This window comes from Knoellia locipacati (assembly GCF_044791685.1).
GTDB classification, from domain to species: domain Bacteria; phylum Actinomycetota; class Actinomycetes; order Actinomycetales; family Dermatophilaceae; genus Knoellia; species Knoellia locipacati_A.
Genome location: NZ_CP087730.1, coordinates 3,569,096 through 3,589,160, shown reverse-complemented (window position 1 = coordinate 3,589,160; position 20,065 = coordinate 3,569,096). Strand labels below are relative to the sequence as shown.

Below are 20,065 nucleotides of genomic sequence, written 5' to 3'. Positions count from 1 at the left end.
ACGGCATACTCCCGGCATGCGCTCGTACCGCGGGATGTCCCCACTCACGACGGCCACCGTGGCCGTGATCGACCGGATGAGGGTGCCGGTCGAGCGGATGGACGAGCAGCAGCGGCACGAGGCACGCGCCCAGACCCACCGCACGGCTCCGCCGCACTCGTGGGTCACCGGTGTCGCCGATCCCGCCGTGGGGATCACGTTCGGGACGGCGCCGGCGCGCGACGGCTACGAGATCCCGCTGCGGATCTACCGCCCGCGCGCCATCCGGGACGCGCAGGACGACGTGCCGGTGATCGTGTGGTTCCACGGCGGCGGCTGGGTCCTCGGCAACGTCGTCAACTACGACCCGATGTGCACCTACCTCGCGGCCCAGGTGGGTGCCGTCGTCGTGAGCGTGGACTACCGGCTCGCGCCCGAGCACGCGGGGCCGACCGCGGCCCTCGATGCCGTGGATGCCACGACGTGGATCGCGGCCCAGTCCGACGTGCTGCGTGCGGACGCGCACCGGATGGCGGTCGCCGGCGACTCCGCGGGGGGCAACCTCGCCGCCGTCGTCGCCCAAGTGGTGGGTGCGAGCGGCTCGGACTGGATCCGCCACCAGGCGCTGCTCTACCCGGCCACCGACCTCACGATGGCGTCGCCGTCCATCGACGAGCACCCCAACGCCCCGATCCTCACCCGGGACTCGCTCCTCGCCTTCCGCGACCACTACAGCCCTGAGGAGGACTGGGAGAACCCGCTCCTCTCACCCCTGTTCGGGGACCTCGAGGGCCTCCCACCCGCGCTCATCCAGACCGCGGACCTCGACCCGATCCGGGACGACGGGAGCCGGTATGCCGTCGCGCTGCGCGAGGCGGGCGTGGACGTCCGCCTCACCAACTACCTGCGGGTCCCGCACGGCTTCGCGAGCTTCCCCGGGGCGTCTGCCGCCGGTTCGCAGCACCGGTGGGAGCTCGTCAGTGAACTGCGGCGTCACCTGACCTGACCTCTGGCCTAGGGTCGGACCATGCGAGAGATCGTCGTCTTCTCCGGCAGTGCCCACCCGGCCCTGGCGGCCCAGATCTGCGACCAGCTCGGAGTCCCGCTCTCCCGCAGCGAGATCAAGCGTTTCAGCAACGACTGCCTGCAGGCGCAGCTCCTCGCGAACTGCCGCCAGCGCGACGTCTACATCGTCCAGCCGCTCGTCCCGCCCACGCAGGAGCACCTCATGGAGCTCCTCCTCATGATCGACGCCGCTCGCGGCGCCTCGGCGGCCCAGATCACCGCCGTCATCCCGCACTTCGCCTACGCCCGCTCGGACAAGAAGGACGCCTCGCGCATCTCCCTCGGCGGCCGGCTCGTCGCCGACCTCATCTCGACGGCCGGCGCCCACCGGGTGCTGACGATGAACCTCCACGCACCGCAGGTCCACGGCTTCTTCTCGGTCCCCGTCGACCACCTCACCGCGCTCGGCGTCCTCGCCGACCACTTCCGCGGGACGGACCTCACCAACTCCGTCGTCGTCTCCCCCGACCTCGGCAACGCCAAGGAGGCCACCCAGTTCTCGCGGCTGCTCGGCCTGCCCGTGGCCGCCGGCAGCAAGAAGCGTGAGAGCGACGACAAGGTCGTCATCGACTCGATCGTCGGCGACGTGCGCGGCAAGCGCGCCATCGTCCTCGACGACGAGATCGCGACCGGTGGCTCGATCATCGAGCTCCTCGACCGGCTCGCGGACTTCGGCGTGACCGAGGCCGCCGTCGCCTGCACCCACGGCCTCTTCGCGGGCCGCGCCGTCGAGAGGCTGCGCCGCCACCCCATGGTGAGCCAGGTCGTCACCACCGACACCGTGCCCGCCCCGTCGGGCTGGCCCGAGCTCCAGGTACGCACCGTCTCAGGGCTGTTCGCCGAAGCGATCACCCGGATCCACGGCGGCGAGTCGGTGAGCATCCTCTTCGACGGGGTCGACCCGATGCACGCCCCGCCCCAGGGCTCCCTCTTCGACAAGGTCGGTGGCTGACCGCGTGGGACGTCTGCTCGCGCCCGCCCTCGACCTCCTCGCCGTCCTCGTCTTCGCCCTCGTCGGCCGCCGCTCGCACGCCCACGGCATCACTGTCGCCGGTGTCCTCGAGACGGCGGCACCCTTCCTCTGCGGGACGGCCGGCGGCTGGCTCCTCGCCTCGCTCACCCTCGAGGCCCCACCCCGCACCTGGCAGTTCGGCGCCGTCGTCGTCGTGTCGACGGTCGTCGTCGGCATGCTCCTGCGCCGCCTCGCCACAGCGGGCACCGCGCCGTCGTTCGTCGTCGTCGTCACGCTCTTCCTGACGGTGACCATGATCAGCTGGCGCCTCGCCGCTCGCTGGGTCTCCTAGCACCCCGCGTCCCCCAACTGATTGCCAGTTCCAGCGCCCCGGCGCGCGACTGATTGCCCGTTCGGCCGGTCACTCGTCCGACTGATTGCCCGTTCGGCAGGCGTCCACAGGGGCGCTCCACGCGTGACCGCTGTCCACAGGCCGGCCGATTGGCCCTTCCGCGGCGCTGCGCCACCCTGCAACGTCCCGGCCATGGATGAAACATCCGTGCAGGCATTTCGGGCGCTGCCGCAACCTTTCGCCCCGAGCGAGTCCGGCGCGACCGGCATACCGCGGACTCGAGTCAAGTACGCGTTGAGCGCGGGAGTCCTCGTGTCGCCAGCGCGAGGTCTGTATGCCGTCCGCGAGCCGTGGGAGGCCGCCTCACCCTGGTCGCGTCACCGGCTTCTGATTGACGCTGCGGTCCGAATCGTCCCGGATGCCGTCGTCAGCCACACGAGTCAGGCCGTGCTCCTCGGCCTTCCACGTCCCTCGCATCCCCCGAAACACGTGTCGATGACCGTGTTGCACGACGTGCGGACCAGCAGACGGGTGAGCTGGTGCCGGTTCCATCGCGGGGAGACACCACCAGAACACGTGGTGATCCGCCACGGGATCCCGGGGTTGATCGTGCCGCGTGTCGTGCTCGACTGCTGCCGAGAGGTGCATGCACGGGATGCCCTCGCCATCGCGGACGGAGCTGTGAGGGGCGGCCTCACCAGCCTCGACGCGCTGTTCGACATGCGGCGGCACCAGCGACGTTGGCCTCACGTCGCGGCGTCGAACGACGTTCTGCTGCTCGTCGACGGCCGGCGGGAGAACTGGCTCGAGTCGGCGTCCGCGTGGGCGATGGCTGACTGGGGCATTCCCACAGGCACACCCCAGGTCAACGTCTACACCCCCGACGGGGAGTTCGTCGGCCGCCCCGACGCCCTTTGGCCCGACCTCGGAATCGTCGGTGAGGCCGACGGCATCGCCAAATACCTCTTGGGCGAAGCGGGCGAAGCCTCCGTGGTCCAGGCGCTCGGCCGAGAGCGGGTGCGCCAGACGGCGATGGAAGACCTGGGGCTGAGGTTCGTCCGCTGGAGCCCTCGGGACGCCATCGACGGATCTGTCATCCACTCGCGGTTCCAGAGTCAGGCAGCTGGTGCTCAGAACCGTCGGGTCACGGCAGTCTTCAGGTGTTCCTGCTGCAACCACCCCTTGACCGACTGCCTCGTGGAGATGCAGCTGCTCGCGTGGCGGCGCCGGCTCACAAAGGAGTTCGAGCGCAAGGTCTGGTGACCACGCTCCTCCCTTGAGTGCCCGATGGGTGTGGACCCCAACGGCCGAACGGGCAATCAGTGGGGCGGATCGCAACGGCCGAACGGGCAATCAGTGGGGGGTGGGGTCAGAGGTACTGGCCGGTGTTGGCGATGGTCGAGATGGACCGGCCGGGCTCGTTGCCTTCCTTGGTCTTGATGAGCGTGCGGATGTAGACGATCCGCTCACCCTTCTTGCCCGAGATCCTCGCCCAGTCGTCCGGGTTGGTCGTGTTGGGCAGGTCCTCGTTCTCCTTGAACTCGTCGACGACGCTCTGGAGGAGGTGGTCGACCCGCAGGCCGCGCTGACCGGTGGTGAGGAAGTCCTTGATGGCCATCTTCTTGGCACGGTCGACGATGTTCTGGATCATCGCGCCGCTGTTGAAGTCCTTGAAGTAGAGGACCTCCTTGTCGCCACCGGCGTAGGTCACCTCGAGGAACTCGTTCTCGTCGTCCTCGGCGTACATCCGGGTGACCACGGCCTCGGTCATGGCGTCGACGGTCGCCTCCGGGGAGCCGCCGTTCTCGGCCAGGTCGTCGGCGTGGAGCGGAAGGTCGGCGGTGAGGTACTTGCTGAAGATCTCGGTGGCGCTCTGGGCGTCGGGGCGCTCGATCTTGATCTTCACGTCGAGGCGGCCCGGGCGCAGGATGGCGGGGTCGATCATGTCCTCGCGGTTGCTGGCGCCGATGACGATGACGTTCTCGAGGCCCTCGACGCCGTCGATCTCGCTGAGGAGCTGCGGCACGATCGTCGTCTCGACGTCGCTGGAGACGCCCGAGCCGCGGGTCCGGAAGAGGCTGTCCATCTCGTCGAAGAAGACGACCACGGGGAAGCCCTCGGAGGACTTCTCGCGAGCGCGCTGGAAGATCACGCGGATGTGCCGCTCGGTCTCGCCGACGTACTTGTTGAGCAGCTCGGGGCCCTTGATGTTGAGGAAGTAGCTCGCGCCCGGCTCACGCCCCTCCTTCTCGGCGATCTTGCGCGACAGCGAGGCTGCGACCGCTTTGGCGATCATCGTCTTGCCACAGCCGGGAGGGCCGTAGAGCAGGACGCCCTTGGGCGCCTTGAGGTGGTGCTCGGTGAAGAGGTCGGGGTGGAGGTAGGGCAGCTCGACGGCGTCGCGGATGAGCTCGATCTGGCTGCCGAGGCCGCCGATGTCGTCGTAGGCGATGTCGGGCACCTCCTCGAGGACGAGGTCGGCGACCTCGGCCCTGGGGATCTGCTCGTAGACGAACGCGCTGCGGGGCTCGAGGAGCAGGGCGTCACCGACGCGCAGCTTCTTGTCGGCCAGCGATGCCGCCACCCGGCAGACCCGCTCCTCGTCCGCGCGAGAGAGCACCAGGACACGGTCGTCGTCGAGGATCTCCTTGAGGAGGACGATCTCGCCGGCCCGCTCGTAGCCGTGGACGGCGACGACGTTCATGGCCTCGTTGAGCATGACCTCGCGGCCGACCTCGATCTCGCCGGGCTCGATGGTGGGGCTCACCGCGACGTGCATCTTGCGTCCACCGGTGAGCACGTCGACGGTCTTGTCGTCGAAGGTCTCGAGGACGATGCCGTAGCCGGAGGGCGGCTGGCCCAACCGGTCGACCTCGGACTTGAGGGTGATGATCTGCTCGCGCGCGTCACGCAGGGTGCGGACGAGGCGCTCGTTCTGCGCCGAGACGGTGTTGACCTGGGAGCGCAGGTCGGCGACCTGGCCCTCGAGGCGACGCGTGGCATCGCGGTCGGACGGAGGGGTGAACTCGGTCATCGTGGCCTCCTCGGCGTGGCGTGCACCTCCACGCTAACCCGTGACGCTGCGCCTGACCTTCCTGACTCGCTTGTCGGACGGGACACGTTCGCCGATGGCCTCCGGCGTCCACTCCTCGGCGGTGGCGCCGGGCAGCGCCTCGGCCGTCGCCCCGTCCGCATCCGTATCACCGTCGGCGCCCTCGTAGCCCTTGCCGGGGCGGCGTTTGCGCAGCGGCGGCGTCACGCCGGGGGCGAGGCGGCGCGTGGTGATGAGGAAGCCGGTGTGACCGTGCATCCGGTGCTGGGGGCGGACGGCGAGGCCCTCGAGGTGCCAGCCGCGCACGAGCGACTCCCACGCAGACGGCTCGGTCCACTCCCCCGCGTCACGCATGGCCTCGGCGACCTTGGAGAGCTGGGTGGCCGTGGCGACGTAGCAGATGAGCACACCGCCGGGGGCGAGCGCCTGGCCGACGACCTCGAGGCAGTCCCACGGCGCCAGCATGTCGAGGACGACCCGGTCGACCGTGCCCGGCTCGACGTGCTGAGGCAGCGCCTCGACGAGGTCGCCCACGGTGACCGTCCAGGCCGGGTGGTCGGTGCCGAAGTAGGCGCGGGCGTTGGCCATCGCGATGTCGGCGAAGTCCTCGCGTCGCTCGAAGGAGTGCAGGCGGCCCGTCTCGCCGACCGCGCGCAGCAACGACATCGACAGGGCGCCGGAGCCGACACCGGCCTCGACGACGACCGCACCCGGGAAGATGTCGGCCATCGTGACGATCTGCCCGGCGTCCTTGGGGTAGACGACGGCGGCGCCGCGCGGCATCGACATGACGTAGTCGGAGAGCAGCGGCCGCAGCGCGAGGTACTCGAACCCGGCGGTGTTGGTCACGGTCGAGCCGTCGGGGGCGCCGATGAGGTCGTCGTGCTGGAGGTAGCCGCGGTGCGTGTGGAACTGCTTGCCGGGCGCCAGGGTGATCGTGTGGAGCCGGCCCTTGGAGTCCGTGAGCTGCACCCGCTCACCTTCGGCAAAGGGTCCACGTCGAAGGTCGGCACCGGTCGCACTCATGAGCGGGGAGTCTAGTTGCCGCCGATGGCCCGGTTGACCGCCTCGACGGTGACCAGCCCGAGCACCCGCCCGTCCTCGACGGCGACGACCACCGGGCTCTGCGTCTCCTGGATGGCGGTGACGACGGCGGTGAGGTCGTCCTCGCGTCGCGTCTCGGCGACCCAGCGGTCGGGCTGCACCCGCGCGAGGGCCGAGACCGGTGTGCTCGCCCAGCGCTCGCGGGGCACACTCGCCGCGTCCTCGGGCAGGACGAGCGCATGGGGCCGACCGGAGCCGTCGAGGACCACGGCGTAGCCGGCCGTCGCCGCTGCCGCCTCGAGGACCTCGTGCGGTCGCAGGACGGGCACCGGCTGGACGACCTGCGCGACGGAGCCGCGCGCGAGCATCTGCCGCGCCTGCCCCGTCCGGATCGCGGCCGTAGCGCCCTGCCACATGAAGACCGCGATGAGGCCCATCCACACCACGGACGTGAGCGACGGCTGGTCCCCCGACAGCAGGGGCAGCACGACGAACCAGACGATCACGCCGACCGTGACGATCCGGCCGGTCCAGCCCGCGGCGATGAGACCCGCCTCACGCCGGCCGGTGAGCCGCCAGACGAGGGCGTCGACGAGCTGACCGCCGTCGAGCGGCAGTCCCGGGAGAAGGTTGAACACGGCGAGGAGGACGTTGACGAACGCGACTCCGTAGAGCACGCGACCGGGGACCTCCGCGGTGACGGCCAACGACGCCACCCAGGCGAGCGCCCCGAGCACCAGGTTGGCGACCGGTCCGACGACCGCGATGAGCGCGGCCTTTCCCGGGGTCGACAGACGAGGGTCGTATGCCGTGTGCCCACCCCAGAGGTCCGCCACCACCCGGTGGACTGGGAGTCCGACGGCCTGGGCGGTCGCCGCGTGGGCGCCCTCGTGGACGAGCACGGAGACCAGGAGTGAGACGGCATACGCGACACCGACGACGTAGGCGAGTGCGCCGAGCTCGGGAGCGCCCGACCCCACGATGAAGGTGATGAAGGCGGCCAGGAGGAGCCAGCTGGGACCGATCTGGACGGGGATCCCACGCACCCGGGCGATGACGAGACCGGAGGAATGCGTCTCACTGGGTGCGGCCATGGGCGCGACCCTACAAGGGCGGCGGCATACTCGACCGGGTGAGCACCTCCACCGCGACGACCCCGTCCGACACCGTGATCGACCACCGCCCCGACGCGACGGCCGACCTCACGGCCGCGCTGTCCGAGCGCGTCATGGTCCTCGATGGCGCGATGGGCACGATGATACAGCGGGAAGGGCTCTCCGAGGAGGACTACCGGGGCGAGCGCTTCGCCGACTGGCCGAGCGACCTGCGCGGCAACAACGACCTGCTCAGCCTGACCAACCCGGGGATCATCGAGAACATCCACCGGGCCTACCTCGAGGCCGGCGCGGACCTCGTCGAGACCAACACGTTCAACGCGCAGCGGATCTCGCTGGCCGACTACGACATGGCCGACCTCGCGTACGAGATCAACCTCGAGGCCGCGCGCCTGGCCCGGAGCGCCTGCGACGCCGTGGCCGAGGCGACGGGCCGGCCCCGCTGGGTCATGGGCGCGCTCGGACCCACGACCCGGACGGCGTCGATCTCCCCCGACGTCAACGACCCCGGCGCCCGCAACATCTCGTTCGACGAGCTCGTCGAGGCCTACTCGGAGCAGGCCCGTGGCCTCGTCGACGGTGGTGCGGACGCCCTCATCGTCGAGACGATCTTCGACACGCTCAACGCCAAGGCGGCGATCTTCGCGCTCGAGACCCTCTTCGAGGAGCTCGGCCGGCGCTGGCCGGTCATCGTCTCCGGGACGATCACCGACGCCTCGGGTCGCACCCTGTCGGGCCAGGTGACCGAGGCCTTCTGGAACTCGGTGCGGCACGCCCGCCCGCTCGTCGTCGGTCTCAACTGTGCGCTGGGAGCCGACGAGCTACGCCCCTACATCGCCGAGCTGTCGCGGATCGCCGACTGCTTCGTGTCGGCCTACCCCAACGCGGGGCTGCCGAACGCCTTCGGTGAGTACGACGAGACGCCGGACCAGATGGCGTCGGTCGTCGGCGAGTTCGCGTCGAGCGGGCTGGTCAACATCCTCGGCGGCTGCTGCGGGACGACGCCCGAGCACATCGGGGCCATCGCCGAGGTGGCGGCGAAGGGCACCCCCCGCGTGCGTCCAGAGGTGCCGGGCGCCCTGCGCCTCAGCGGCCTGGAGCCGCTCACCGTCGACGAGGACTCGCTGTTCGTCAACGTCGGCGAGCGCACCAACATCACGGGGTCCGCGCGATTCCGTCGCCTCATCAAGGAGGAGGACTACCCCACCGCGCTCTCCGTCGCCCGTCAGCAGGTGGAGGCCGGCGCGCAGGTCATCGACATCAACATGGACGAGGGGATGATCGACGGCGTCGCGGCGATGGACCGCTTCGTCAAGCTCGTCGCCAGCGAACCCGACATCTGCCGGGTCCCGCTCATGATCGACTCGAGCAAGTGGGAGGTCATCGAGACCGGGCTCAAGTGCTCCCAGGGCAAGGCGATCGTCAACTCGATCTCGATGAAGGAGGGCGTCGAGCCCTTCCTCGAGCAGGCGCGCCTCTGTCGCAAGTACGGCGCCGCTGTCGTCGTCATGGCCTTCGACGAGGAGGGCCAGGCCGACTCGCTCGAACGTCGCAAGGAGATCTGCCAGCGGGCCTACGACCTGCTCACGCAGGAGGTCGGGATGGACCCGCACGACATCATCTTCGACCCCAACATCTTCGCCGTCGCCACGGGCATCGAGGAGCACGCGGCATACGGCACCGACTTCATCGAGGCGACGCGCTGGATCAAGGAGAACCTGCCCGGCGCGCTCGTCTCGGGTGGCGTCTCCAACGTGTCCTTCTCCTTCCGCGGCAACAACCCCGTGCGTGAGGCGATCCACGCCGTCTTCCTCTTCCACGCGATCCGGGCCGGGATGGACATGGGCATCGTCAACGCCGGTGCGCTCGTCGTCCTCGACGACCTCGACCCCGAGCTGCGCGAGCGGATCGAGGACGTCGTGCTCAACCGGCGTGCCGACTCCACCGAGCGCCTCCTCGAGATCGCCGACAGGTTCAACAACACCGGCGAGGCGGCGCCCGAGGTGACCCAGTCCGAGTGGCGGGGGCTGCCCGTGCGCGACCGGATCACCCACTCGCTCGTCAAGGGCATCGACGACTTCGTCGTCGATGACACCGAAGAGCTGCGACAGGAGATCGACGAGGCAGGTGGCAAGCCGATCGAGGTCATCGAGGGCCCGCTCATGGACGGGATGAACGTCGTCGGCGACCTCTTCGGGGCGGGCAAGATGTTCCTCCCGCAGGTCGTGAAGTCGGCGCGCGTCATGAAGAAGGCAGTCGCCCACCTCATCCCCTACATCGAAGCCGAGAAGGTGCGGTCAGGGGTCACCACCCAGAACAGCAAGGGCCTCATCGTCATGGCGACGGTCAAGGGCGACGTCCACGACATCGGCAAGAACATCGTCGGGGTCGTGCTCCAGTGCAACAACTACGACGTCATCGACCTCGGCGTCATGGTGCCCACGCAGAAGATCCTCGACACGGCCAGGGAGAAGGGCGCCGACATCATCGGGCTCTCCGGGCTCATCACCCCCTCGCTCGACGAGATGGTCCGGGTCGCGAGCGAGATGGAGCGACAGGGCTTCACCATCCCGCTGCTCATCGGCGGCGCGACGACGTCACGGGCCCACACCGCGGTCAAGGTCGACGGCCAGTACAGCGGGCCGGTGGTCTGGGTCAAGGACGCCTCCCGCTCGGTGCCGGTGGCCAGCCAGCTGCTGTCCGACACCCAGCGCGACACCTTCCTCGCAGGGATCACGGCCGACTACGACTCGATGCGGGCCCGCCACGCCGCCAAGGGGAGCGAGCGCCCGCTCGTCCCGCTCGACGCGGCCCGCGAGGCACGCACCCCGGTCGACTGGACGGCATACCGGCCGTTCCGTCCACACCTGCTCGCCCAGCAGAGCAAGGACGTGTGGTCGGGGCGCACCGACTCCCACTGGCACCGAGCGGCGGCCCAGTTCACCCGGGCGTTCTCCGACTACTCGATCCACGAGCTCCGCCGCTACATCGACTGGACGCCGTTCTTCCAGGCCTGGGAGATGAAGGGGCGCTACCCCGACATCCTCTCGAACCCCGCGACCGGTGAGACCGCGCGCCGGCTCCACGACGACGCCAACGAGATGCTCGACCGGATCATCGAGGAGAAGTGGCTCACCGCCAACGGCGTCGTCGGGCTGTTCCCGGCCAACTCCGTCGGCGACGACATCGAGGTCTACGCCGAGGAGTCGCGCGAGACGGTCCTCACGACGATCCGTGGGCTCCGGCAGCAGGGGCAGCACCGTGAGGGCGTGCCCAACCGGTGCCTCTCCGACTTCGTCGCGCCCAAGGAGACGGGCATCCGCGACCACGTCGGCGCCTTCGCGGTCACCACCGGCCTCGGGGCCCACGACCGGATCATGGCCTTCAAGGAGGAGCTCGACGACTACAGCGCGATCATGGTCGAGGCGCTGGCCGACAGGCTCGCCGAGGCGTTCGCCGAACGGATGCACGAGCGCGTGCGGCGCGAGCTGTGGGGTCACGCCGGTGCCGAGCACCTGAGCAACGAGGACCTCATCGCCGAGAAGTACGACGGCATCCGACCCGCGCCCGGCTACCCCGCCTGCCCGGACCACACCGAGAAGGAGACGATCTTCTCGCTCCTCGGTGCACGCGAGCGGGCCGGGATGGAGCTCACCGAGTCGATGGCGATGCTCCCCGGCGCCGCCGTCAGCGGCTGGTACTTCTCGCACCCGCAGAGTCAGTACTTCGTCGTCGGCCGGCTCGGGCGCGACCAGGTCGAGGACTACGCCGCGCGCAAGGGCTGGTCACTCGCCGAGGCCGAGCGCTGGCTCGCGCCGAACCTGGGCTACCAGCCGGAGGACTGACGTCGCTCGGCGACGTCGCGACAGGGCTGAGCCGGCTCAGGCGTCGACGTCGTCGAGCTCGGCGATGACCTCCTCGAGGAGGCGGGCCAGCTCACCGCGCTCGTCCGCGTCGAGCCCGCGGAGCACGTCGCTCTCGACGACGTCGGACTCACGGATGGACTGGGTGAACAGCTCCCAGCCGTCCTGCGTCAGCGAGACGAGGGTGCGCGTGCGGTTGTCGGCGTCGGGCCGGCGCTCGACCAGGCCTCGCTGGACCATCTTGTCGAGCCGGTGTGTCATCGAGGACGGGGCGACACTCGTGAGCTCGGCGAGCTGGCTCGGGGTCTGGCAGGCCTCGCCCGCCTTGGCGAGCGAGGCGACGACGGCCCACTCCCCCTGGGTGAGGTCGAGGTCGGCGAGCTGGCGCGCGTACCACTGGTCGAGCTTCTTGGTCACGCCGTAGAGCGCCGTGATGACCCGCTGCACCGACTCCTCGCCACCGGCCGCGACATAGGCCGCGACGGCGTCACGGTGCTGCTGCGCTGCGGACCTCTGGCGTCGGGGCATACCCCGATTCTCGCATGTGTTGTTCGAATGCTAACCTTTCGATATCGAACGTTCGGGTTCGAACTCTTCGGCATCGAAGCCGACATGTGGGTCCCGGTCCGGTGCGGTTCGGGGTCCTTCCCCGCCATCACACCGGAAAGGTGCTCCTCGTCGTGCGCGCCAAGCTGCTTGTCCTCGCCTCGTCCATCGGCATGCTCGGATGGGGTGCCGTGCTGCCCTTCCAGTACGCGTATGCCGCGGACACCAGGGGCTGGGGAGCCCTCGCCGCCGCTGCTGCGTCGTCGCTGTTCTCGGTCGGTGCGCTCGTGGCGGCTCCCGTGGCGGGTCGGCTGAGCGACCGTTTCGACCCGGTGCTCGTCGCCGTCCTGTCCCAGCTCATCGGCGCACTCGGCGTCGGTGCGCTGGTGTTCGCCGACTCCCCCGCGGCCTTCCTCGCCGGGATGTTCGTCTTCGGCCTCGGTCTCACCGCGGCGGTGCCCGCCAAGCAGGTCCTCGTGCTGCGGTGGGTCGCCAACGCCGACCGTCGCCGGATCTTCGCCTACAAGTTCACCGGTGAGGCCCTGGGCATGGCGGCCGGCGCCTACATCGCCGGGCACCTCGTCGACCTGCGGGATGTGCAGGGCCTCGACGTCGGGTTCGTCACCGCCGCAGCGGGCTTCGCGATCTCGTCCCTCGTCATCGGCCTCGCCGGTCGCGGTGCGGGCGTCCACCCCGGCAGCGACATCGTCACCGACGTGTCCGTGCCGGCGAGCCCGCGCGAGTCGCTCCGGCTGATCTTCGCCAGCCCGGCCCTGCGCTGGACCGCAGTGGTCACCGTGACCCTCGCGCTCGGCTTCTACGCCCAGTTCGAGTCCGGGCTCCCGGCCTACGGCCTCACCGTGCTCGACATCGACACCGCTGCCATCGGCACGGCAGCGGCGGTCAACGCCATCGTCATCGTCGCCCTCCAGGTCATCGTCGTCCGCCTCACCGCCCACCGCAGCGCGCCCACCCTGCTCATGGCCGTCGGCGCGATCTGGGTCCTCTCGTGGGTCGTGCTCTCGTCGGCCCAGTTCGCCCCCGGCGTGGCGTCGGCGATGTTCGTCACGACCTTCGGGATCTTCGCCGTCGGCGAGACGATGTACAGCCCGGTCCTCAACCCGCTGACCGCCTCCCTGGCGCCGCGCGGCATGGTGGGCCAGACCCTGGGGATCTTCGGTGCCCTCCAGACGACCTTCTCGGCGCTCGGCCCCCTCGTCGCCGGCGCGCTGCTCGGTGCCGGGTTCGCGAACGGCTTCCTCGGGCTGCACCTCGCGATTAGCGTCCTTGCCGTGTATGCCGCGTGGCGCCTTCGCGGGGCGATGCGCTCCGCTGCCGCGCAGGCGGCTCCTGCTGCGCGGGCCACGGCGGACGAGGCCGTCCTCGTCGCCTGACCCGTCGGAACGGCCGACCTCCTGCTTGCGTCCGCAACTCTGGGGGCCAGGCCGGCATCCTGCCGGACGCAAGCCGTATGCCGCCCGCTCAGCCACGCCTGCGTCCGCCACTCTGGGGGCCAGGCCGGCATCCTGCTGGACGCAAGCCGGCAGGAGGGTGGGCGCGCGGCGAGGTGCGCGGACGTGTCGGTGGGACGGCATACGGTGTCGTCCATGGTCCCCGCACTGTCCCCGAGCCGCGCAGCGGACTTCAAGCAGTGCCCGTTGCTGTTCCGGTTCCGGACGATCGACAAGCTCGACGGTCCGCCGTCGCCGGCGGCCGCGCGCGGGACCCTCGTCCACGAGGTGCTCGAGCACCTCTTCGAGCTCCCCGCCGCAGAGCGCACCCCCGAGGCGGCCCTGGCCCTGCTCGAGCCGCGCTGGGCGAGCCTCGTCGAGGAGCGGCCCGAGCTGGCCACGATGATCGAGGACGACGAGAGCCTCACCGAGGACGGCTGGTTCGCCGCTGCCGGTGCCCTCGTCGAGCGCTGGTTCACCCTCGAGAACCCCCAGTGGCTCGAGCCCGCCGAGCGAGAGCTCTACGTCGAGACCGAGGTCGACGGGCTGACCCTGCGCGGCTACGTCGACCGGCTCGACATCGCGCCCGACGGCGCCATGCGCGTCGTCGACTACAAGACCGGCAAGTCGCCGCGCGAGGCGTTCGAGGGCAAGGCGCTGTTCCAGATGAAGTTCTACGCGCTCGTCCTGTGGCGCCAGCGTGGCGAGATTCCCCGGCAGCTCCAGCTCGTCTACCTCGGCAACGGCGAGATCGTGCGCTACGAGCCCGACGAGCACGACCTGCTCGGGCTCGAGCGCAACGTCAAGGCCGTGTGGCAGGCGATCGTGCGGGCCAGTGAGACCGGCGACTGGCGGCCGCGCACGTCACGGCTGTGCGACTGGTGCGACTTCAAGGAGCTCTGCCCCGAGTGGGGCGGCACTCCCCCGCCGCTACCCGCCGACGCGGGGCGTCTCGTCCTCGATCCGCGCGTCACGGGCGAGGCGCTCGTCGGCGACGACTGACACGAGGTCCTCCGGCGAGAGTCCACGCAGGCTCGGGAGCTGGACTGCGCCGCGGGTCAGCGGCACGGGCACCACGTGGGGCACCGCGATGGTGGGCACACCGGCCGCCACGGCCGAGCGCACGCCCGTCGGCGAGTCCTCGATGGCGATGCAGTCGCGTGCCTCGACCCCGAGGAGCCGCGCGGCCGCGTGGTAGGGCTCGGGATGTGGCTTGCCGTGCTCGACCTCGTCACCGGTGACGACGACCGCGAAGGTGTCGTCCGGCAACGCCTCGACGACCGCACTGGCGAGCGAACGCCACGACATCGTCACGAGCGCGTTGGGGACCCCGGCCTCGATCAGGGCAGCCAGCAGCTCCCGCGCGCCGGGCCGCCACGGCACGTGCTCGCGCACCTGGGCCGTGACCCGCACGAGGAGCTCCTCGATGATCCGCTCCGGCTCCCACGTGATCGGCGAGTTGTCCCGGATGAACTGGGCGCTGACCATGAGGTCGTTGCCGACGAGCTGGTGGGCGAACTCGTCCGACCAGACCCCGCCGTGCTCCTCGACGATGGCGTGCTCGGCGGCGATCCAGTAGGGCTCGGTGTCGACGAGAGTCCCGTCCATGTCCCAGAGAACCGCCGCAGGCAACGTCATGGGCGAAGTCTACGAATAGGGTGGAGACGTACCTACGAGGAGGACGTGTTGATCGAGCTCGAAGACCTGCCGGAGCTGGAGAACGCCGTGATGATCGCGGCCTTCGAGGGGTGGAACGACGCGGGCGAGGCCGCGACCGGCGTCATCGAGCACCTGGCCGAGGTCTGGGGTGCGGAGCCGGTCGCCGCACTCGACCCCGAGGACTACTACGACTTCCAGGTCAACCGGCCCCGGGTCGTGTCGGAGGGCGGCCGTCGCCGGATCAGCTGGCGCACCACGCGCATCCTCGTGGCGACCAACACCCCCATCGGGCGCGACGTCGTGCTCATCCAGGGCGTCGAGCCGTCGTTCCGGTGGCGGGCCTTCGCGATCGAGCTCATGGAGCTCGCCCAGGCAGCCGACGTGACCACGGTGATCACGCTGGGGGCACTCCTCGCCGACGTCGCCCACACTCGGCCCATCCAGGTCACCGCGACCTCCGACAACGAGGACACCCGCCACCGCCACGACATCGAGGCCAGCACCTACGAGGGTCCGACCGGCATCGTCGGCGTGCTCGCCGACGCCGCAGTCCAGGTCGGGGTCAGCTCGATCTCGGTCTGGGCCGCCGTGCCGCACTACGCGCACCACACGCCGTCACCGAAGGCGACGCGGGCGATCCTCACCTGCCTCGAGGACCTCCTCGACGGGCCCATCGACCACGGCGCGCTCGACGAGGACGCCCGCGCCTGGGAGAACGGCCTCGATGCCCTCGCCTCCGAGGACTCCGAGGTCGCCGAGTACGTCGAGTCCCTCGAGGACGCCCAGGACACCGCCGAGCTCCCCGAGGCCAGCGGCGACGCCATCGCCAAGGAGTTCGAGCGCTACCTGCGCAAGCGCGGCACCGAGGACTGAGGCGGCTGGCGCGTCACGGACGATGCGAGGGGCCGCAGCCGGTCACACGCGGACGCCGAGGAGCGCGTCGAGCGCCCGAGCGAGCACGCCCGGCGCGGACGGCTCGTCGCCACCGTCCGTCAACGTGCGCTCAGCCCAGGCGTCGACGGCAGCGAGAGCGGCCGGGGCGTCGAGGTCATTCGCGAGCGCCGCTCGGATGGCCGCCACCGTGTCGTCGGACGAGGGAGCGGCGTTGACCGAGAGCGCCTCGCGCCAGTGAGCCAGCCGCGCCTCGGCCGCCGTGAGCAGCTGCGGGGTGTAGTCCCAGTCCGTGCGGTAGTGCTGCCCGAGCAGGACGAGGCGGATGGCCATCGGGTCCACGCCGTCCTCCCGCAGCCGGGAGACGAGCACGAGGTTGCCGAGGGACTTGCTCATCTTGTGGCCGCCGAGGCCAACCATCCCGGCGTGCGAGTGCACCGCGGCGTAGTCGTGGATCCCGATGGCGCTGGCCTGGGCGACGGTCATCTCGTGGTGCGGGAAGATCAGGTCCGAGCCACCTCCGTTGACGTCCATCGGGACGCCGAGCCGGTCCAGCGCGATCGCGGTGCACTCGACGTGCCAGCCGGGACGACCCTTGGGCAGGCCCTCGAACTCCCACGCCGGCTCGCCCTCGCGCTCGGCGCGCCAGAGCAGCGGGTCGAGGGGGTCGCGCTTGCCGGGGCGGTCGGGGTCGCCCCCGCGCTCGGCGAAGACCGCGAGCATCTGGCCCCGGCTCCAGCCCGAAACCGCGCCGAAGTCCTCGACGTGGCTCAGGTCGACGTAGAGGTCCGGTCCTGCGGCATCCTCCGCCTGGAGCTCGTATGCCGCCCCGCTCTCGACCGTGCGCCGCACGAGGGCCGCGATCGTCGGCATGGCCTCGACGACGCCGACGTAGTCCCGGGGCGGGATGACCTGGAGTGCGGTCATGTCCTCCCGGTAGAGGTCTGCCTCCGCCACCGCGAGGTCGCGCCAGTCGATGCCGTCGCGCGCGGCCCGCTCGAGCAGCGGGTCGTCGACGTCGGTGACGTTCTGGGTGTAGTGGACCTCGTGCCCGTTGTCGCGGAGCACGCGACCGACGAGGTCGAAGGCGACATAGGTCGCGGCGTGGCCGAGGTGGGTGGCGTCGTAGGGCGTGATGCCACAGACGTAGAGCCGGGCGACCGGACCCGGTGCGACCTCACGCAGCTCCCCCGAGCTCGTGTCGTGCAGCCGGAGCACGTCTCCGTGTCCGGGGATGGCGGGCAGGAAGGGGGTGGGCCACGAGATCACGGAGGAAGCCTACGGCGGCGTCTCACATCGCCGGCCACGGGATGGCCGGCCACCCCGGGGTCGGCAGCGGGTGGGTCCCAGAGGAGAGCAGCCGCTCGGCGCGCCGGCGCAGCGCCTCGACCTCAAGGGTCGTGAGGAGCTCGCCCAACCGGTCACCGAGGTCGCCCGTCTCGAGGCCGGCTCGGACCCGCTCCACCCGGGCGAGGTCGGTCCGGGCGATCGGCTCGCCGGCCCACCCCCAGAGCACGGTGCGCAGCTTCGGCTCGACGCCGAGACTCACGCCGTGGTCGACGCCCCACAGGCTTCCGGCCACCAGCAGCAGGTGTCCGCCCTTCCGGTCGGAGTTGTTGATGAGCGCGTCGAAGACGGCCGTGGTGCGGAGGTCGGGCTCGTCGGCGTGGGCCACGACGACCTCCTCGCCGTCGGGCGTCTCCCCGCGCAGGACCTCGCGCCACCCGGCGGGGACGGAGTCCGGGGGGACGACGTCGACCACGAGGTCCGGAGTGGTCTCGGGCTGGCCCACCCACTCCTGGGTCGCTGCCACTCCCCAGGGCCCTTCGTGCAGCACGGTGTGCGGAACGATGCCGAACCCGCCCGCCTCGCTGACGACGTATGCCGCCCGCTCCCGTCCCGCGAGCGTGCCGTCCGGGTAGTCCCAGAGGGGCCTTTCGAGCGCCACCGGCTTGTGGATCGCCAGGCGCGACTCGCCGTCGAGGCTGACCCGGACGAGGACGGCACCGTTGGACGAGCCGAGGATCCGCCCGAGGAGCTCGACCTCCCCCGCGGCGAGCAGCTGCTCGACGTCGGTGCCCACGTGCTAGCGCTTGTAGCCGTTGGACCGTGGGCAGATGTGCCCCTCGGCGTCGAGCGGCTGACCGCAGAAGGGGCACGGTGGACGGCCCGCAGCCACGAGGGCCTGGCACCGGCGGGCGAAGGCACGCGCGCTGGTCGCGTCGAGGACGACGCGCACCGTGTCGGCCGGCGGCACCTGCTCGGGGTCGCTGTCGTGGCACTCGATGACCACGGCCGACCGGCCCTCGTCCCAGGCCAGGCTCACCGTGTCGACCCGGAACTCGTCCTCGATCGGCGCCTCGAGGGCCTCGGTGTCGGGGTGGTGCTCGGCGACGGCGTCGGAGCCCTCGGGTCCCCCGACCGAGTCGAGCAGGTCAACGATCCGGTCGGCGAGGATGCCCACCTGGACCTTCTCGATCGAGACGGACACGAGTCGGCCACTACCGCGGGCCTGCAGGAAGAAGGTGCGGCTGCCGGGTGGACCGACGGTGCCGGCGACAAATCGCTCTGGCGGGTCGAAGTCACTGATCGCCATGCGCGCAGACTAACCCGAGAAGCCCCAGGGCAGCTCGAGGCGGTGCGTGCGCAGCAGCACCTCGTCGCCGAGGAGGGCACGGGTCGGCCCGTCCGCGGCCACGACGCCCTCGGAGAGCACGACCGAGCGCTCGCAGAGCTGGAGCGCGAAGGGCAGGTCGTGGGTGACCATGAGGACGGTCACGTCGAGCGAGTCCACGAGCTCGCCCAGCTCGCGTCGGGAGGCGGGGTCGAGGTTCGAGGAGGGCTCGTCGAGGACGAGGATCTCGGGCTCCATGGCCAGCACCGTGGCGATCGCGACCCGGCGCCGCTGGCCGAAGGACAGGTGGTGCGGCGGGCGGTCGGCCAGCTCCTCCATGCCCACGGCCGTGAGCGCCCTCTGCACCCGGGCGTCGAGCTCGTCGCCGCGCAGGCCGAGGTTCGCGGGTCCGAAGGCGACGTCGTCGCGCACCGTCGGCATGAAGAGCTGGTCGTCGGGGTCCTGGAAGACGATGCCGACCCGTCGACGGATCTCGAGGTGGTTGGCCCGCGTCACCGGCATCCCCGAGATGGTGACACTCCCTGCACCGGCCTCGAGGATCCCGTTGAGGTGGAGCACCAGCGTCGTCTTGCCGGCACCGTTCGGCCCGAGCAGGGCTACCCGCTCCCCCCGATGGACGTGGAGGTCCACGCCGAAGAGCGCCTGGTGCCCGTCCGGGTAGGCGAAGGCGAGACCACGGACGTCGAGGACGGGGGTGCTCATGCGGCATACCCCACGACGAGCGCGACCACGGCGAGCGCTGCCGGCAGGAGACCACGCACCCACTCGCGCGGCGTCGCGCGCAGGGGGTCGGTGACGGGCAGCTGCCCGGTGTACCCGCGCGACAGCATCGCCAGGTGGACGCGCTCCCCACGTTCGTAGCTGCGGATGAACAGTGCCCCGGCGCTGGAGGCGATGACGGGCCACGACCCGAGCGAGCGGGGACGGAACGCGCGGGAGTCCCGTGCGACCTTCATGCGCTGGGCCTGCGATCCGACGACACCGAGGTATCGGACCATGAACGAGAGGATCTGCACGAGCCGGTCCGGCACGCGCAGGTGCTGCAGCGCCCGGACGAGGTCGCGGCTCGACGTCGTCGTCGCGAACGCGATCGCCATGAGGACGCTCGTCGTCGCCGTGACGAGGAGGGCGAGCCCGGCGTCGAGCCCGTCCCGCGACACCGTCACGGGACCGAGCCGGCGCTGTGGCCCGGTCGCGACGAACGGCAGCACGAGCGCGAAGACGACGAAGGGCGTCTCGACGACGAGGCGACTGGCGACGTGTTGCCACGGGACCCGCGTGGCGAGGACGACTCCGACGGCCACGAGGAGCGTGAGGACGCGAGGGCCGTGGGCACCACGCGGAAGGGCCACGACGAGCAGGACGAAGGCGACGAGCCCGACGAGCTTGACGTGCGCCGGAAGCCGGTGCACCGGTGAGTCGCCCTCGACGTGCAGGTGCGAGCCGTGTCCCGCACCCACG

The 20,065-nt window shown here is 70.8% G+C and carries 18 protein-coding genes; 8 read left to right on the top strand and 10 right to left on the bottom strand.

From position 1 onward, the window contains the following. Nucleotides 1–16: 16 nt before the first annotated feature. From LL946_RS16840 to LL946_RS16825, 4 genes are all read left to right on the top strand, one after another. The gene (locus LL946_RS16840) at nucleotides 17–985 is read left to right on the top strand and encodes an alpha/beta hydrolase (RefSeq protein WP_404382703.1); all 969 of its coding nucleotides are present in this window, start codon (nucleotides 17–19) and stop codon (nucleotides 983–985) included. 21 nt (nucleotides 986–1,006) lie between these two features. Beyond that, nucleotides 1,007–1,996, top strand: coding sequence for a ribose-phosphate diphosphokinase (locus LL946_RS16835; protein WP_404382701.1), 990 nt, complete (start codon nucleotides 1,007–1,009; stop codon nucleotides 1,994–1,996). Next, a complete protein-coding gene (locus LL946_RS16830; RefSeq protein WP_404382699.1) occupies nucleotides 1,989–2,348 on the top strand; it encodes a DUF3054 domain-containing protein in 360 nt (119 codons plus the stop codon). Before LL946_RS16835 ends, LL946_RS16830 begins: the two co-directional genes overlap by 8 nt. Before the next feature lie 489 nt (nucleotides 2,349–2,837). Continuing rightward, nucleotides 2,838–3,611: a hypothetical protein gene (locus LL946_RS16825; RefSeq protein ID WP_404382697.1), complete on the top strand. Its 774-nt coding sequence runs from the start codon at nucleotides 2,838–2,840 to the stop codon at nucleotides 3,609–3,611. A gap of 106 nt (nucleotides 3,612–3,717) precedes the next feature. Here the strand turns inward: LL946_RS16825 and arc are convergent, their stop codons facing one another. Genes arc through LL946_RS16810 form a run of 3 tightly spaced genes read right to left on the bottom strand, consistent with a single transcriptional unit; the run spans nucleotide 3,718 to nucleotide 7,538 of the window. Continuing rightward, on the bottom strand, nucleotides 3,718–5,382 hold the full coding sequence (gene arc / locus LL946_RS16820) for a proteasome ATPase (protein ID WP_404382695.1): 1,665 nt from the start codon (nucleotides 5,380–5,382) through the stop codon (nucleotides 3,718–3,720). A 33-nt stretch (nucleotides 5,383–5,415) separates the two neighbouring features. Next, a complete protein-coding gene (locus tag LL946_RS16815; protein WP_404382693.1) occupies nucleotides 5,416–6,426 on the bottom strand; it encodes a tRNA (adenine-N1)-methyltransferase in 1,011 nt (336 codons plus the stop codon). Between the two features lie 11 nt (nucleotides 6,427–6,437). Continuing rightward, nucleotides 6,438–7,538 carry a site-2 protease family protein gene (locus LL946_RS16810; protein WP_404382691.1) on the bottom strand — a complete coding sequence of 367 codons (1,101 nt, stop codon included), beginning with the start codon at nucleotides 7,536–7,538 and terminating at the stop codon, nucleotides 6,438–6,440. A 134-nt stretch (nucleotides 7,539–7,672) separates the two neighbouring features. Between LL946_RS16810 and metH the strand changes: the two genes are divergently transcribed. Next, on the top strand, nucleotides 7,673–11,404 hold the full coding sequence (gene metH / locus LL946_RS16805) for a methionine synthase (protein ID WP_404386937.1): 3,732 nt from the start codon (nucleotides 7,673–7,675) through the stop codon (nucleotides 11,402–11,404). Nucleotides 11,405–11,440: 36 nt separating this feature from the next. On the opposite strand, the gene LL946_RS16800 is transcribed toward metH, so the two are convergent. Continuing rightward, on the bottom strand, nucleotides 11,441–11,950 hold the full coding sequence (locus tag LL946_RS16800; RefSeq protein WP_404382689.1) for a MarR family winged helix-turn-helix transcriptional regulator: 510 nt from the start codon (nucleotides 11,948–11,950) through the stop codon (nucleotides 11,441–11,443). 140 nt (nucleotides 11,951–12,090) lie between these two features. Here LL946_RS16800 and LL946_RS16795 point away from each other — a divergent pair, with 140 nt between their 5' ends. Together LL946_RS16795 and LL946_RS16790 are read left to right on the top strand one after the other, a co-directional pair. Then, the gene (locus tag LL946_RS16795) at nucleotides 12,091–13,362 is read left to right on the top strand and encodes an MFS transporter (protein WP_404382687.1); all 1,272 of its coding nucleotides are present in this window, start codon (nucleotides 12,091–12,093) and stop codon (nucleotides 13,360–13,362) included. A 213-nt stretch (nucleotides 13,363–13,575) separates the two neighbouring features. Next, nucleotides 13,576–14,421 (top strand): RecB family exonuclease, encoded by an 846-nt coding sequence (locus LL946_RS16790; protein ID WP_404382685.1) that lies wholly within the window; start codon nucleotides 13,576–13,578, stop codon nucleotides 14,419–14,421. Here LL946_RS16790 and LL946_RS16785 read toward each other — a convergent pair. Further along, nucleotides 14,350–15,057 (bottom strand): HAD family hydrolase, encoded by a 708-nt coding sequence (locus tag LL946_RS16785; protein WP_404382683.1) that lies wholly within the window; start codon nucleotides 15,055–15,057, stop codon nucleotides 14,350–14,352. The genes LL946_RS16790 and LL946_RS16785 overlap by 72 nt on opposite strands. 48 nt (nucleotides 15,058–15,105) lie before the next feature. Between LL946_RS16785 and LL946_RS16780 the strand changes: the two genes are divergently transcribed. After that, nucleotides 15,106–15,951, top strand: a complete 846-nt coding sequence (locus LL946_RS16780; protein ID WP_404382681.1) for a PAC2 family protein — start codon at nucleotides 15,106–15,108, stop codon at nucleotides 15,949–15,951. Nucleotides 15,952–15,993: 42 nt separating this feature from the next. On the opposite strand, the gene mshC is transcribed toward LL946_RS16780, so the two are convergent. The 5 genes from mshC to cbiQ are packed head-to-tail and all read right to left on the bottom strand — an operon-like array spanning nucleotide 15,994 to nucleotide 20,064. Beyond that, a complete protein-coding gene (mshC, locus tag LL946_RS16775; RefSeq protein WP_404382679.1) occupies nucleotides 15,994–17,238 on the bottom strand; it encodes a cysteine--1-D-myo-inosityl 2-amino-2-deoxy-alpha-D-glucopyranoside ligase in 1,245 nt (414 codons plus the stop codon). A gap of 22 nt (nucleotides 17,239–17,260) precedes the next feature. Further along, nucleotides 17,261–18,052, bottom strand: a complete 792-nt coding sequence (locus LL946_RS16770) for an SCO1664 family protein (protein WP_404382677.1) — start codon at nucleotides 18,050–18,052, stop codon at nucleotides 17,261–17,263. Between the two features lie 3 nt (nucleotides 18,053–18,055). Continuing rightward, nucleotides 18,056–18,565, bottom strand: coding sequence for a DUF3090 domain-containing protein (locus LL946_RS16765; RefSeq protein WP_404382675.1), 510 nt, complete (start codon nucleotides 18,563–18,565; stop codon nucleotides 18,056–18,058). Between the two features lie 9 nt (nucleotides 18,566–18,574). Further along, nucleotides 18,575–19,306 (bottom strand): energy-coupling factor ABC transporter ATP-binding protein, encoded by a 732-nt coding sequence (locus LL946_RS16760; protein WP_404382673.1) that lies wholly within the window; start codon nucleotides 19,304–19,306, stop codon nucleotides 18,575–18,577. Then, nucleotides 19,303–20,064 carry a cobalt ECF transporter T component CbiQ gene (gene cbiQ / locus LL946_RS16755; protein WP_404382671.1) on the bottom strand — a complete coding sequence of 254 codons (762 nt, stop codon included), beginning with the start codon at nucleotides 20,062–20,064 and terminating at the stop codon, nucleotides 19,303–19,305. The genes LL946_RS16760 and cbiQ overlap by 4 nt, the downstream gene beginning before the upstream one ends. Between the last annotated feature and the right edge of the window lies 1 nt (nucleotide 20,065).